The following is a 14,683-nucleotide window of genomic DNA, read 5'->3' on the forward strand; positions in this document are numbered from 1 at the left end:
CCTTTATTGCGGCCAGCGCCATGTCGGATGTGAGAGCCTTGCGGCGAAAAACTCCGCAAGCGCCTCCACTTTTGCCGGACGCGCACGTGCTGATGGCGTGACGAAATAGACAGCGCCTTTCGGCAGGGTCCAATCGGTGAGAATCGCTTTCAGCCGTCCATCGACCAGATACTCATAAGCCATGAATTCCGGCAGCTCGACAATGCCGAGACCGCGTAATGCCATCGGGATCAGCGCCTCCGAATTGGTCGCCCTGAGCGGCCCGCTCGGCACGACGATCTCCTCCTCTCCCGCCTTGTTGCTGAAGCGCCAGACATCCTGCCGCGGCCGATAGGCGTAGCCGAGGCAATGATGGGCGGCAAGCTCGCGCGGGTGCTGCGGGCAACCGTATTTCTCGAGATAGGAGCGGGCTGCCAGGATGAAAGGTGCCACCGGCGCCAGCCGTTTGGCCACTAGAGAGGAATCCGGCAGGACGGCGATGCGCAGCGCTGCATCGAAGCCTTCGCCCACCAGATCGACCACTGCATCGCTCATATGCATATCGATCGAAACATCGGGATAAAGCTCGAAGAAATCGGGCAGGATCGGCGCCAGCCACTGCCGCCCGAAAACCATCGGCACCGCAAGGCGGATCAGCCCGCGCGGCTGACTGGAGAGTTCGCGAGCCGCATTCTCTGCCGCTTCCGCCTCCGCATAGATGCGCTGGGCGCGGTCGACCAGCCGCAGCCCGAAATCGGTCAGCGCCAGTTGCCGCGATGTGCGGTTGAACAGCCGCGCGCCGAGCCGGTTTTCCAGCCTGCTGACCGCCCTCGATACGGTCGGCACGGAAACGCCGAGCGTCTTGGCGGCACGAGCGAAAGAACGCTCTTCTGCAACCTTGGCAAACATTGCCAGCCCCTCGAAATCGGGAAAACCCATTATTTCATTCCTGCAATGATACCTTTCATTTATTTCTATTCAGAAACGAGGGGTGCGTCCACATCTTGAGCTCAGTCGAACGCAACAGGAGACGACGACAATGAGCCAGACATTGAATGGGACACAGAGACTGAATGGAAAGATCGCGGTCATCACAGGCGCAACATCAGGTATCGGCCTGGCCACCGCAAAGCGCTTCGCAGCCGAAGGTGCACGGCTTTTCATTACCGGCCGCAGAAAGGAAGTGCTTGATGCGGCTGTTGCCGAAATCGGCGGCAATGTCACCGGAATTCAGGCAGACTCGGCAAAGCTTACCGATCTCGACCGCCTCTATGAACAGGTGAAGGCAGAGGCCGGCCGCATCGACGTGCTTTTCGTCAATGCCGGTGGGGGCTCGTTTGCCCCGCTCGGCGCAATCACCGAGGAACAGTATGACGATACCTTCGGGCGTAACGTGAAAGGCGTGCTCTTTACGGTGCAGAAGGCGCTGCCCCTGCTTGGGCAAGGTTCGTCAGTCATCCTGACCGGCTCGACGGCGGGGGTTTCAGGCACACCGGCCTTTAGCGTCTACGCTGCCTCCAAGGCCGCGATCCGTAATTTCTCTCGCAACTGGATCCTCGACCTGAAGGATCGCGGCATCCGCATAAACACGCTGAGCCCGGGGCCGACCGAAACGACAGGTCTCGTTGAACTCGCGGGCCAGGACAAGGCCGAGCAGCAGGGTCTCCTGGACTATATGGCATCGCAGGTTCCGATGGGGCGCGTCGGCCGCCCGGAAGAAATCGCCGCAACGGCCCTCTTCCTCGCGACAGAAGAATCGAGCTTCATCACCGGCGCCGAGATCTTCGTCGACGGCGGTAGCGCCCAGGTCTGACCCTGAAGACGGCCCGCTCCACGGCGGGCCGTCACGGCTCTGGCATCCGTCCGGTCTTTCCGCTACTGCTCCGGCAGTCGCCGAGAAGAAGGAATGATTGATGACCGGCTACGAGATGTTCTGGCCTCTGCTTGCCCACGTCCTGCTGGTCTATATCCTCTATGGGCTGCTCGGCATGCGCCGCGGCAAAGCGGTGCGCGAAGGACGGATCAGGAAATCCGATTTTCGTGAGAACCGCGATGAACCAGCCGAATGCCTTTTCGTCAAGAACAGCCTTTCCAACCAGTTCGAGCTGCCGGTGCTCTTCTATGCCTGCAGCATTCTTCTTTATATCACTGAGGCGGATAATCTGGCGGCCGTCGTGCTTGCCTGGCTTTTCGTCACCCTGCGATATGCCCATGCCTATGTGCATGTCACCAGCAACGATCTGCGCTATCGCAGCCCGCTCTTCGCCGCCGGCTTCGTCGTGTTAGCTGCCATGTGGGCCTGGCTCGCCGGCTGGATGCTATTCTCTTGATCGCGGGCAATTTTCTCCAGGTAGGTTGGTAACACAGTTTTGTTCCTCCGTTATCGGCCGCTGACCTATGTTCCTCTTTGCCGATTGGGCATGGGGTGGAAACAAGGAGGTCCGTCATGGAAAAGCCCGTCATTACGCAGGCAATGATCAATGCCTATGATGAATATACGCATCTGACGCTGGATCGCCGCAGCTTCATGGACAAGCTCACGAAGCTTGCCGGCTCGGCAACCGCGGCCGCGGCAATCGCGCCGCTCTTGGCCGCCAACAAGGCAGCCGCCGAGGTCGTCGCCGAAAATGACGATCGCCTGACCAGCCAGGATATTACCTATCCTGGCAGCGGCGGTGACATGAAGGGTTATCTGGTGCAGCCGAAGAATGCCTCCGGCAAGCTCGGCGCCGTCATCGTCATCCATGAGAACCGCGGCCTCAATCCGCATATCCGCGATGTCGCCCGCCGCATGGCGCTCGAAGGCTTTGTGGCGCTCGCGCCGGATTTCCTGTCGCCGCAGGGTGGCACACCTGAGAACGAGGATCAGGCGCGCGACATGTTCAGCAAGCTCGATGCGGCCACGGTTACCGCAAATGGCGAGGCGACGGTCATCTACCTCTCCAAGCTCGACACGGCGAACGGCAATGTCGGCGCGATCGGCTTTTGCTGGGGCGGTGGTGCGGTCAACAACCTCGCGGTCAAGTCGCCCGAGCTGAAGGCAGGCGTGGCCTATTACGGTGCACAGCCGCCGGCCTCTGACGTTCACAACATCAAGGCGGCGCTGCTGCTCCACTATGCCGGCCTCGATGATCGCATCAATGCGGGCATCGATGCCTACAGGAAGGCGCTGGAGGAGAATGGCAAAAAATTCGAGATTTACGTCTACGACGGCGTCAACCACGCCTTCAACAACGATACCTCGGCTGCCCGCTATGACAAGGCAGCGGCCGATCTCGCCTGGGGCCGTACGGTCGAGTTTCTGAAGCGGAACCTCGCCTGACCCAAGCTTCGGCCCCAAGCTTCGGCATTGTGCCGAAAGACGATACAGGTTTGATGACGTATGCTCAGCTGGTCTTGCTGAACGAGGTGTTGAGAGGCCCTCTCACGCGGACCAAAACGGGGCGCAATGCCCCGTTTTCCCCAGCCTCTTGCCATTGCCTAAAATCCGACCATTTCCATTTACGACGGATGAATACCTGCATGTCATATCGGCCCGAAGCGCCGGCATGACACACCAGCTCGGCCGCTCGATAACGAGACAGATGGGGACCACATGGTCGCGGATATTTCGGATCGCATTGCTCTTCGCAGGAAGCCGAAACAGGAGCGAAGCATCCAGCGGCTGGACCTCATCCTCAACGCCGCAGCCACCATCATCGCCGAAAAGGGCGTCAGCGCCATGCGGATGACCGAGCTTGCCGTCGCCGCGAACGTTCCGATCGGTTCGGTCTATCAGTATTTTCCCGAAAAGGCGGCGATCGTTAAAGCGCTGTTCGACCGTCATGCGCAGGCGATCCAGCAGAAGACGGCTCAAATGTTCGCGGATGTTCGGTCCTTGGACGAAGCTCTCGACCTGATCTCCGCGGTGATCGACTGGTATTATGCCGAATACCGCAACGATGCCGCCTATCTTGGCGTCTGGATGGGAACGGAGACGGATCAGGATCTCCTGCGCCTGAACATCGAGCATAGCGGCCAAGTCGCCGAGATCTTTCAAGCCGCTGTCCGCCGCCTGGCACCGGAATCTTGCGATGAGCAGATGAAAGCGCGCACTTACCTTTTCAGCCACCTCATCGGCGCGGCCATCCGCCTTGCAGTGCTGAGCGAAGATGGCTTCGGGGAGCGCATTCTCGACGAATGGAAGCGCGCCATCCGCGCCTCTCTATTTGCTCCGACCTCAGCTTCAGTGGCCTAATATCGCCAGCCTCAATATCACCAGCTTGGCATCATGCTGGCAGCAGCCTTCAGCCGCGGATAGTGGCGGGAGGAGCCCGTCCTCATATCCTGTTCCAGACCGTCTTCGATGACGGTCGGCGTGATGTTGTCGAGGCAGGCGGTGATGTGCGCGGTGATCGCGTTCATCAGCGACAGCGAAACGCCGGGCCGCTTCATGATGCCGATCTGCACCGGTGGCAGCGGCGGGAAGCCGTCTGCCTGGCTCAAGACTTTCATGCCTGTCCGCAGTGCTGATTCCGGCATGACCGATACCGCCATCCCGGCGAGTACGGCGGAGGCGACCACAGTGCAGGACCAACTCGTGAACAGGACCTGATATTCACGGCCGACGGCATCGAGCGCCGAGCAGGCGAGCTGGCGCCACTGACAGTCGCGACGGCCGACGGCAAGCGGGACCGGCGCATCGTCGCGGATCGGGTGGTTGGCGGAGCTCACCCAGCAGAGCGGCTCCGTGCGCACCACGTCCGAAATGCGCTCACGCGGATTGTGGGTGACGAGCGCGATATCGAGTTCGCCCTTGTGCATGCGCTCTGCGAGATCCACCGATGGTTCGCAGACGATGTAGAGCTCAACATTCGGATGTGTCTTGGCAAAGCGGCCGATGATCTCGGGCATATAGCGGTCAGCATAATCGTCGGGCGTGCCGATGCGCAGCGTGCCTTCCAGCCTGTTGTCGTCGAAGGCTGCGATCGCCTCATTGTTCAGGCGGATGATGCGGCGTGCGTAATTGAGCAGCTTTTCGCCTTCGACCGTCAGCCTGTTGCCGCGGCCGTCCTTGATGAAGAGCTGCTTGCCGATGCGTTCTTCCAAGCGCCGCATCTGCATGGAGACGGCGGACTGTGTCTTGTAGACCTTGTCGGCCGCTTTGGTGAAGCTGCCGGAGTCCACGATTGCGATGAAAGTCTGCAACTGGTCGATATCAAGGGGCGCCGACATGATCTTGTCCATCCATAAAGATCTCTGATGTTAATCATTAGAAACATTCGTTGGACTGATCAATAGGTCTTTGGCATCTTCGGGATGCAAATCAAGCAAAGTGAAGGACAGACACCCTGCCTGTCCAGCCTGTGAGCAGCTTTGCCCTTCCTGCACGACCTCGCAGGCGGGGTGGGCTGTTCTGCGCCCCGAAGAAAGGAGAGTTCGATGCGCACTCATGAACAGACACTAGAACTCGACTGCGGCAAGCTCGCCCCGACGTTCACCCAGCGTCTTATGGCTGGCCTTGCGCCGCTGGCAACCGCCCTTCGCATCGTGCGCAATCGCTCGCAGGTGAATGGGCTTTACGACCTTGATGACAATCAGTTGCGGGATATCGGCCTGACGCGGGCCGATGTCACCTCCGCATTTCTGGCTTCGACCTTCTTCGAAGATCCGTCGGAGCATCTGACGCAGGCGGCCAAGCGCCGCTGGCGTATTGCGGTCATGCGCCCCTACAGGGACTGAACGCAGGCGTTTCCCCGCAGGGTGATAGCCAATAGCCCTGCTGCTTAACCCGGTGATCGGCTTTCCCAAGCCATCTCCGGGTTTTTTTATTTCTTGCCCGCGGGCGAGGTCCCTGTCGGAGAGGGGCCATCGGGGGAGGGCGCCGTCTTTGGCCGATAGGCTTCGAAGATCGCCTCGAGGCTCTTCTGATAGCTCTTCTGCACCTCGAGACCACTGTCGAACATGGCGTTCAGCATCTCGCTATAGCTGTCGTTTTCGGCTTTCGGTTCTTCCTTCGGCTGTTCCGGCGGCTTTGCTGCCGGCTGCTGAAGCCCTGCCATCATCTCCTGGAATGCCTTGGCGAAGGGATTGTCCAGGAAAGGATTGACGGGTTGTTGCGGCTGGGGCGCCGGTTTCGGCACGCTGAACATCAGCTGCATGGCCTGGGTGAACGGATTATCGAAAATGCTGGGTTCGGGTGTCGTCTTCGGTTTCGGCGCGAAGCCGGTGCTCTCAAGCCATTTCTGGATCGTCTCGCCCATGGCAGTATTGACGAAAGGATTGACCGGCGAGGCCATCTGACCGGTCGATTGCTTGAAGAGCCCGCCCATCAGCGTACCTGCCATGACCGGCAGCATCTGCTTGTAGATTTCCTGGCCGATGCCGGTCATCTGCGCCGCCTGTGCGGCAATGGCGCGCGAGACTTCCTTCGATCCAAAAAGCTGGGAAAGGACGTTATTGCCGTCGGAAATGCCTTCGGGGGTGAAAGCCTTGCTCATGTCCTCGAAATATTTGGCATAATTGCCCGACGCCACCGCCTGCATGAGGCCGGCGAAATCGTAAGGATTGCTGGTGCTGCGCTTAAGGCCCGCGGAAAAGGCCGGCGTCAGCGCGGCCATCGCCTTGGTCGCCTGCTCCTGCGCGAGGTTGAACTGCTTGGCGATGGCATCCATCGCCGCCCCGTTTTGCGCCTGCATCATCATGTCGAAAAGTGGCAGCATGAAAGTCCCTTTCCCGGATAGCGGCGCATGTTCGTGCTACTATAGCTCGAAATGCGAATGCGCAAACGGCTTTTTGGAAAGGGCGAACCGCCTTTTAGTATTGATATTCTTGGAAGACTGGCTCGACCGAGCCGTTCCAGCGGCCGTGATAGAGCGCCAGCAGGTCCTCGGCGAGTGTCGCCTTCTTGGCCAGAACCTCGTCGAGTGGTGCCAGGAAGATGCTCTCGTCGACGCCGTCGCCATTCAGCCTGTTGCGTGCTTTCAGGCCGGCGCGGGAAATATTGAGGACCTCACGCGCCGTGTCGATCAGCGCATGTCCGCGGAACTCGGCCTTGAGACCCTCTTCCGGCACCGCGTTGCGCAACGCATTCACTTCGACAAAGCCCCAGTCCTTCGTCAGTTCCTCGGCGGCCTCAAGAGCAGTATCGTCATAGAGCAGTCCGACCCAGAAGGCCGGCAGGGCACAGATGCGCCGCCACGGCCCGCCATCCGCACCGCGCATTTCGAGAAATCGCTTCAGGCGAACATCGGGGAAGAGCGTCGAAAGATGGTTCGTCCAGTCGCCCATCGTCGGCTCATACGCAGCGATCTCGCCTTTCAGCGCCCCGTTCATGAATTGGCGGAAGGTGACGTGGGTTGCCCGGTGATAGTGCCCGTCGCGCATGACGAAATACATGGGTACGTCGAGCGCCCATTCGGCATAATCCTGGAAGCCGAAATCGTCGCGGAAAGTGAAGTCGAGCAGGCCGCTGCGCCTGTTGTCCACGTCGCGCCAGACATCGCCGCGCCAGGAAAGAGCACCGTTCGGCTTGCCTTCGGTGAAGGGCGAGGAGGCAAAGAGCGCGGTCGCCAGCGACTGCAGCTTCATCGACACGCGCATCTTGCGGCGCATGTCCTCTTCCGAGGAGAAGTCGAGATTTACCTGGATCGTGCAGGTGCGGTACATCATGTCGAGACCGCGGGTGCCGACTTCAGGCATGTAGCTGGTCATGATCTCGTAGCGCGACTTCGGCATATGCGGGGTTTCCGCGTACGTCCATTTCGGGCTGCCGCCGATCCCAAGGAAGCCGATGCCCATGGGCTCTGCGATCTCGCGCACCTGCGCCAGATGGTGGTTGGATTCCTTGCAGGTCTGGTGAATGTTTTCGAGCGGTGCGCCTGAAAGTTCGAACTGGCCGCCGGGCTCGATCGAGATGGCGCCCATGCCGTTCTGCTCGCCAAGGCCGATGATATTGTCGCCGTCCGTAATCGGCTCCCAGCCGCTCTTGGCCTGCAGGCCCTTCAGCAGCGCCGAAATGCTGGCTTCGCCAAAATAGGGAACCGGACTATTGTCTTTGCGGAAGAAGACGAACTTCTCATGTTCCGTGCCAATGCGGAATCGGTCCTTCGGCTTGTTGCCGGCGGCGAGATAATCGGTCAGCTCCTGAACCGAAGAGATCGGCGTCTGGTCGGTGGTGTCGCGAGCCATGAAAGTACCTGTATTCGAAGGCGCCGGGGCCGGGGCAATTGGAAGGGTGATTAGTGCGCAAGCCAGCCAAGTTGCAAGTGAAATTGTTTCAACAGGTCATCAAAAAAATAGCGGACTTTCCGCCCGATCGACCTTCGATGGTCAATTCCAGTCGCCGATGGCAGCCTGTATCACCGCCATGGCTGCGACGGCTGCCGTGTCGGCACGCAGGATGCGCGGCCCGAGCGGAATAGCGGTCACGAAATCGAGGCTGCGTAGACGCGCCCGTTCTTCCTCCGAAAAGCCGCCTTCAGGGCCGACGAGAAGCGCGAGCTTCCTTTCGGTTACCCTGGAAAGCAGTGGCAGCGGGTTCTGCCCGGCATCGCCCTCATCGCAATAGATGATGCGCCGGTCCGCAGGCCAGCGGTCGAGCAGATCGGCAAGCCGCACGGGCTCGGCCACATCCGGAATGCCGAGGATGCCGCACTGTTCCGCCGCTTCAATAACATTGGCGCGGATCTTGTCGAGATTGGTGATCTTGCCTTGCACATGCTGGGTCATGACCGGCTGCAACAGGCCGGCGCCCATTTCCACCGCCTTCTGCACCAGATAATCCATGCGGCCGACTTTCAGCGGCGCAAAGAGATAGTGCAGGTCGGAGGGGGCGGGTTGCGGTCTGGTCTCTTCGCTCACCGTGAGCAGGATGCGTTTGCGGGTCGGGAAGGTAAGGCTCCCCTTCCATTCGCCGTCGCGGCCGTTGAAGAGGAGGATTTCCGCACCCTCTTCCATACGCAGCACGTTGGCGAGATAGTTGAACTGGTCGAAACTGGCCTCGACGGCGGCACCTTTTGACAAGGGAGCATCGATGAAAAGCCGCTGCATGCGGAAATTGGCGCGCATCTTAAGACCTTGATTCACATGAAGAGCGCGAACATAGCCCAATAAATCATCGCCGCAAGCGCGGCAGAGATCGGCACGGTGATGATCCACGCCCCGACGATCGTCATGAAATGCGACCTGCGAACCAGGTAGCGGCGCCGGGCCTCATGAACGTTCGGCTCCGGCTCGTCGATCTCGAAGGTTTCGGCCTTGCGGCGTATGAATTCGATACGGCGCTTCGAATGGCGCGTGTACCACTCGCGGAAAAAGCCGACACCGAACACCGAGCCGACGGCGATATGCGTGGTGCTGACCGGCAGGCCGAGCCACGAAGCGACGATGACCGTGAAGGCGGTCGACAGCGCTACGCAATAGGCGCGCGTCGGATTGAGCTTGGTTATCTCTTCACCGACGAGCCGGATGAGCCTCGGGCCGAAAAGCAGGAGGCCGACCGAGATTCCAAGAGCACCGATGAGCATCACCCAGAGCGGTGAGTGGCCGATCATCGCGTCGTCGCCGATGCCGGCCGAGTGAACGATCGCCGAAAGAGGACCCACCGCATTGGAAACATCGTTTGCGCCATGTGCGAAGGAAAGCAGCGCCGCAGACCCGATCAGCGGAAAGTGGAACAGCGTGCGAAGCGAGCTGTTGCGATTTTCGAGATTCTCCGCCTGCCGCAGGATGATCGGCCGTGCGGCCAGCCAGCTGACGAGACCGATGCCGATGCCGATCAGGAGGATCGTCAGCGGCGGATACCGTCCCTGTGGCGCGAGCTGCAGCACCATGTAGGCCATGAAACCGCCAGCCATTGTGGCGATCATGATGGGGACCCATTGTCGGGCGGCGGCGATCTTGTCCTCGCGATAGACGATGAGGGTCTTGACCAGATAGAGGAGCCCCGCGGCGATCAGCCCGCCAATCAATGGCGACGTTATCCAGCTCGCGGTGATTTCCAGCATCACCCGCCAGTTGACCGGCTCGAGCCCGACCGCTCCGATGCCGGCACCGATCACAGCGCCGACGATCGTGTGCGTCGTCGAAACCGGCGCATTCATCCAGGTGGCGAGGTTGATCCAGAGTGCGGCAGCCGTGAGCGCCGCCATCATGATCCAGCCGAGCATGGCCTGCGGCACCACCACGGTATCGACGATACTGGAGGAAATCGTCTTGACGACGTCGCCGCCGGCAATCGTCGCGCCCAGCACCTCGAAGATGGCGGCGATGATCAGCGCCTGCTTCATACTGATGGCGCGCGCGCCGACGGCCGCGCCCACATTGTTGGTCACGTCGTTGGCGCCGATATTCATCGCCATATAGGCGGCAAGGGCCGCGGCGGCAATCACCAGGACCGCCCCTGGTCTGTCGAAAACGTAAACGCCGGCAAAAAGCATCGCGAGGCCGAGAAAGATCAGGCCAAGCCCCGGCGCGACCAGCCGTCGCGAAACATATTTGGCCGCGTCCTCGACATGGGTGAGCTTGTCGAGGTCCTTATCAAGCGTGCGTTTCGTAAGGACGGCGTTGCGTTGCGGCATTCTGTTTCCTGGCTAGATCCTGCTTTTGCGCCGCCTTTTCTAGCAGCACAAGATGGCAAGACTCATTCCGCCGGAATTTGTTTCGGAATGCCGTTGGAAAGGCGTGCGGCCATACGCTGTTTGAAAGCGAGGAAGAGATTGCGCAGTTCGGATTCCTGGACGCGCTTGACCGCTTCGTCGCAGGAAACCCACTCGACGGTTCGCTCGCCCTTTTCTTTGAAATTCTTCGCGACACCAGTCACTTCGAGGGCATAGACCTGAACCTTGCAAGTCACCTTCATGCCGTCCCGCAAAACCTTGGGGTAGGTATAGTCGCCGAGCGTTTCGGTCTCTACCGTGCCGCGTACGCCAGCCTCTTCCAAGGCTTCCTGCGCCGCAACTTCATAGGCACATTTGCGGTTCATCGGCCAGCCCTTGGGGATTACCCAGCGGCCGGTATCGCGGCTGGTCATCAGCAGAACTTCGAGCTCACCCGTCTTCTTTTTGACCCGATAACAGAGCGCGGCATATTGCTGTCGCGGCGGGCGCCGAAACATGAGTTGCACATCAGAAGCCAGGCGGGCAAGAAGGGTCAATTGTCGGGTCACCTTTACGATCGTTGAGCTGAGTCGTTGTTATATTAGTATGGTATGAAAAGCTTGCGCGATCCATACGTGCAGAACGAACCGGCACACGATTTGATTCATTGTACATAGGAAAATCGAAGCTGGGCAGGTTCTGAAATTCCGTCATTTCCTGTCCTGAAGGCGTCGTCTTGCACAGCTGTACAATATGGGCCGGTGCGGCATCCTAATCAATGCCGCGATCATTTGTTCCACCAGCATTTTTCAAGGTATCGTGATCATGCGGCTCCCACCCCTCAACGCCATCCGCGCCTTTGAAGCTGTCTGTCGTCACGGCAGCATTCTGAAGGCAGCCGAAGAGCTGGGTGTGGTGCGCGGCGCTGTGCGACAGCAGATATCGACACTCGAAGATCACCTGGGTAGCAAGCTCTTCGTGCGTGATGGCCGCAGGCTGGTGCCGACTGAGAGGGCGAGCGCCCTTGCCGAGGCCGCGAGCGCTGCCTTGACGATATTGAAGCGTGCCGCCGCTGAGTTTGAAGACGCACACAGAGCGCGCATCCGCCTTGGCGTGCCCTCGGCCTTTGCTGTCTGGTGGCTGATGCCGCGAGCGGCCGACATGCAGGCAAGTCTTGGCGATATCGAAATCGATATCGTGCCGATGACGGTCGTCGAGCCCTTGTCGCAACATCCGGATTTCGATGCCGTGATTATGGGCGGCGAAATCAGATCTTCTGCCGGCGTCACCGAGACACGGTTCATGGAGGACGAATTCGGCCCGGTTGCAACGCCGCCAATGGCGGCCAGACTTGCAGGCGATGCCGCGGCCTTGGCGGAAGCAAACATCCTTATCAGCCGAAGCGCGCCGAAACTCTGGGCGGAATGGTTTGCCGAAAGCGGTACGCCGTCGGTCGCATTTTCCCGGCGCCGCGAGTTCGAGGATCTTCTTTTGGCGGTGGGTGCGGCCCGTGCCGGCCTCGGCGTTGCAGTGGCGCCGAAAGCCTCGATCGAGGACGATCTCGCCCGCGGCATTCTGGTCGCACCTTACGGCTTCATCCGCCGGCCGACCGGCTACAGCCTCTGCTGCCGGGCATCAGATGCGAAACGGCCAGCCTTCGTAGCACTCCGCAACTGGCTGCTGCGCTCGGGCGGCGCGTCCTGAAAGGGCAGTTTTTCTGCCCTTTCATCAAAAATATCTCCATGCCCGCCCTGTCTTTGCCTCGCTAGAACAGAGGAAACGAAAGGGCATGAGATGGAAAAACCTGCAACACGCATAGATTGGACCGGTAATAGCTGCCGCCTGCTGAAGGCAACGGCTGCGGAATTCGAAAAGACACGCCCCTTTGCCGGTCTTTCGATCGGCACCGGCATCCATCTGGAACCGAAGACGGTCGCTCTGCTGATGACCCTGCGGGCCGGTGGCGCGCGCCTGATTTGCACCGGCAATCTGAACAGTACGCAGCCGGCAACCGTGGAATTCCTGCGTGCGCAAGGCATCACCGTCTTCGCAACCCAAACGACCGATCTCGTCGCCCATCACCGGAGTCTTGAAGCCGTCCTTGCCGAAAAGCCCGATCTCCTGCTCGACAATGGTGGTGATCTCTTCGCGATCGCAGCCGAGAAGCCCTACGCCAATCTGCTCGGCGGCACGGAAGAAACGACCTCCGGCCGGACCCGCCTGCTGCCGATGCGCGACAAGCTCGCCATGCCGATCCTCGTCATCAATGACAGCCCGATCAAGCAGTTCGCCGAAAACAGGCACGCCGTCGGCCAGAGCCTGTTCGAAAGCTACATGCGCTTCACCAACCGCTCCACCAATGGCAAGCGTGTGACCGTCTTCGGTTACGGCGCCTGCGGCAAGGGCGCGGCCGCCGCCTTCCGCAATGCCTTCTCGACGGTCAGCGTTGTCGATATCGACCCCGTCACCAGCCTTGAGGCGCATCTCGACGGTTTCGTCACGCCGTTGCGCGAACAGGCCATCCGCTCGGCGGACGTGATCGCCACCGTCACCGGTTTCCCCGGCATCGTCACGGCAGCCGATCTGCCGCTGATCAAGGACGGAGCAATCCTCATGAACGGGGGGCATTTCCCGCATGAGATCGATGTGGCCGCCTTTCGCAGTCATCCCGATGTCGTTGATATCGATCGCTACGAGGCCGATTTTATTGAGACCTTCCACCTGAAGGACGACCGGTCATTCCACGTTCTCGGCGGCGGCCATATGGCCAACCTGGCCGGCCCGCGTCCGCTTGGCAATTCCGCTGAATCCATGGACCTCGGCTTTACCTTGCAGGCCCGCTGCCTGGAGCGGGTCGCAAAGCGTGGCGTCGGCGCCGAATCCTGCATCGTGCCGGTTCCGGCGGATATCGATGCGATGGTTGCGAGCGCCTATCTCGATCTGGCGCGCTAGAGCAATTCCAGCAAAAGTGCATTGCGGTTTTGCGTCCGGAATTGCGCCAAAAACAGGCTAGCAATTCCAGCAAAAGTGCATTGCGGTTTTGCGTCCGGAATTGCGGAAGGTCGTCAGATGTCGACGACCACTTTGCCTTCAGCCTGCCGGCTTTCGAGCAGCCGGTAGGCTTCGCCGACGTCTCCGAGCGAAAATTGCCGCCGGTCGAGATTCGGCATCAGCGAGCCGGCTTCGACACGTGCTGCGACTTGCTTCAGGATCCCACCATGATGGGCACGATCTTCGCCCGTCAGCAGCGGCGCCAGCGTGAATACGCCGGAATAGGTCGCGCCCTTGAACGACAACGGTGCCAGCGAATGCGTGCCCCAGCCCAGGCTGGTGACAACATGGCCGAACTTGGCGACAGCCTGGAAGGCGGCGTCGAGCCCCTTGCCGCCGATCGTGTCATAGACGATGTCGAAGCCTTTTCCGTCGGTATACCGGGCAATATAATCTTCCGTCGTCTCCTTGGCATAGTCGATCGGCGTTGCCCCGATGCTGCGGATATATTCGGCCTTCGAACCGCCATCGACGGCAAAGACTTGGGCACCGGCAGCAGCCGCCATCTGCACGGCGATATGGCCGACGCCGCCACCACCGCCGATGACCAGCACCTTTTGTCCGGCTTTCACCTGGGTACGTTCCGCCAGGCCTTCCCAGGCGGTAATTGCAATCAGCGGCAGGGCCGCTGCTTCACGCATGGAGAGATTGCGCGGCTTGAGGGCCACGAGATCGGCATCGACGGCTGCAAATTCGGCAAGCGATCCCTGCAGACCGCCGACACCACCGGTCATGCCATAGACTTCGTCACCGGGGCGAAAGCCTTCGACGCCGGGGCCGACTGCTTCCACGATACCTGCCATATCGATGCCGAGGATGGCGGGCAGGGGGTGACGGGCATGCGCGGCCTCGCCGGCCCGAATCTTCAGATCCAGCGGATTGAGTGCGGCCGCCTTGATGCGGACGAGGATCTGGCCGGCCTGGGTCGTTGGCCTTGCGATATCGGCAATCTTGAATTCTGAATTCTGCGCTTCTATAAGCGCGGCTTTCATCGTGCTCACGGAACTCTCCTTGGTTTGTTGGACGCAGAATGACTCATTGAATTATGAATGAAAATGAAAGATACAGAATGAAGA

General features: G+C 60.2%; 15 protein-coding genes. 7 read left to right on the top strand and 8 right to left on the bottom strand.

Annotated features, from left to right (window positions below):
- Positions 1-3 precede the first annotated feature (3 nt).
- Entirely contained in the window at positions 4-921 is a 918-nt protein-coding gene (locus FHT78_RS23930; protein WP_183749154.1) for a LysR family transcriptional regulator, read from the bottom strand.
- A gap of 97 nt (positions 922-1,018) precedes the next feature.
- Between FHT78_RS23930 and FHT78_RS23935 the strand changes: the two genes are divergently transcribed.
- The 4 genes from FHT78_RS23935 to FHT78_RS23950 all read left to right on the top strand — a co-directional run bounded on the left by FHT78_RS23935 (position 1,019) and on the right by FHT78_RS23950 (position 4,216).
- Positions 1,019-1,792, top strand: coding sequence for an SDR family oxidoreductase (locus tag FHT78_RS23935; RefSeq protein WP_183749058.1), 774 nt, complete (start codon positions 1,019-1,021; stop codon positions 1,790-1,792).
- A 100-nt stretch (positions 1,793-1,892) separates the two neighbouring features.
- Positions 1,893-2,309: an MAPEG family protein gene (locus FHT78_RS23940; protein ID WP_183749059.1), complete on the top strand. Its 417-nt coding sequence runs from the start codon at positions 1,893-1,895 to the stop codon at positions 2,307-2,309.
- Between the two features lie 116 nt (positions 2,310-2,425).
- Entirely contained in the window at positions 2,426-3,301 is an 876-nt protein-coding gene (locus FHT78_RS23945; RefSeq protein WP_183749060.1) for a dienelactone hydrolase family protein, read from the top strand.
- Between the two features lie 273 nt (positions 3,302-3,574).
- Complete coding sequence (locus tag FHT78_RS23950) at positions 3,575-4,216, top strand: TetR/AcrR family transcriptional regulator (RefSeq protein ID WP_183749061.1); 642 nt, start codon at positions 3,575-3,577, stop codon at positions 4,214-4,216.
- Between the two features lie 17 nt (positions 4,217-4,233).
- Here FHT78_RS23950 and FHT78_RS23955 read toward each other — a convergent pair whose 3' ends face one another.
- The gene (locus FHT78_RS23955; RefSeq protein ID WP_210289923.1) at positions 4,234-5,193 is read right to left on the bottom strand and encodes a LysR substrate-binding domain-containing protein; all 960 of its coding nucleotides are present in this window, start codon (positions 5,191-5,193) and stop codon (positions 4,234-4,236) included.
- A 207-nt stretch (positions 5,194-5,400) separates the two neighbouring features.
- On the opposite strand from FHT78_RS23955, the gene FHT78_RS23960 reads away from it, so the two are divergent.
- The gene (locus FHT78_RS23960; protein WP_183749063.1) at positions 5,401-5,700 is read left to right on the top strand and encodes a DUF1127 domain-containing protein; all 300 of its coding nucleotides are present in this window, start codon (positions 5,401-5,403) and stop codon (positions 5,698-5,700) included.
- 86 nt (positions 5,701-5,786) lie between these two features.
- On the opposite strand, the gene FHT78_RS23965 is transcribed toward FHT78_RS23960, so the two are convergent.
- The 5 genes from FHT78_RS23965 to FHT78_RS23985 form a co-directional block, all read right to left on the bottom strand.
- Positions 5,787-6,680 (bottom strand): DUF937 domain-containing protein, encoded by an 894-nt coding sequence (locus FHT78_RS23965; RefSeq protein WP_183749064.1) that lies wholly within the window; start codon positions 6,678-6,680, stop codon positions 5,787-5,789.
- Positions 6,681-6,774: 94 nt separating this feature from the next.
- Entirely contained in the window at positions 6,775-8,148 is a 1,374-nt protein-coding gene (locus FHT78_RS23970) for a glutamate--cysteine ligase (RefSeq protein ID WP_183749065.1), read from the bottom strand.
- Positions 8,149-8,289: 141 nt separating this feature from the next.
- A complete protein-coding gene (locus FHT78_RS23975; RefSeq protein WP_183749066.1) occupies positions 8,290-9,027 on the bottom strand; it encodes a 16S rRNA (uracil(1498)-N(3))-methyltransferase in 738 nt (245 codons plus the stop codon).
- A 14-nt stretch (positions 9,028-9,041) separates the two neighbouring features.
- Positions 9,042-10,538, bottom strand: a complete 1,497-nt coding sequence (locus FHT78_RS23980) for an inorganic phosphate transporter (protein ID WP_183749067.1) — start codon at positions 10,536-10,538, stop codon at positions 9,042-9,044.
- A 62-nt stretch (positions 10,539-10,600) separates the two neighbouring features.
- A complete protein-coding gene (locus FHT78_RS23985; RefSeq protein WP_183749068.1) occupies positions 10,601-11,113 on the bottom strand; it encodes an NUDIX hydrolase in 513 nt (170 codons plus the stop codon).
- A 268-nt stretch (positions 11,114-11,381) separates the two neighbouring features.
- Between FHT78_RS23985 and FHT78_RS23990 the strand changes: the two genes are divergently transcribed.
- Together FHT78_RS23990 and FHT78_RS23995 are read left to right on the top strand one after the other, a co-directional pair.
- Positions 11,382-12,260 carry a LysR substrate-binding domain-containing protein gene (locus tag FHT78_RS23990; protein ID WP_183749069.1) on the top strand — a complete coding sequence of 293 codons (879 nt, stop codon included), beginning with the start codon at positions 11,382-11,384 and terminating at the stop codon, positions 12,258-12,260.
- 90 nt (positions 12,261-12,350) lie between these two features.
- Entirely contained in the window at positions 12,351-13,508 is a 1,158-nt protein-coding gene (locus FHT78_RS23995; protein ID WP_183749070.1) for an adenosylhomocysteinase, read from the top strand.
- 113 nt (positions 13,509-13,621) lie between these two features.
- Here the strand turns inward: FHT78_RS23995 and FHT78_RS24000 are convergent, their stop codons facing one another.
- Positions 13,622-14,599, bottom strand: a complete 978-nt coding sequence (locus FHT78_RS24000; protein ID WP_183749155.1) for a zinc-dependent alcohol dehydrogenase family protein — start codon at positions 14,597-14,599, stop codon at positions 13,622-13,624.
- Between the last annotated feature and the right edge of the window lie 84 nt (positions 14,600-14,683).

This window comes from Rhizobium sp. BK196, from assembly GCF_014193255.1.
GTDB lineage: Bacteria > Pseudomonadota > Alphaproteobacteria > Rhizobiales > Rhizobiaceae > Rhizobium.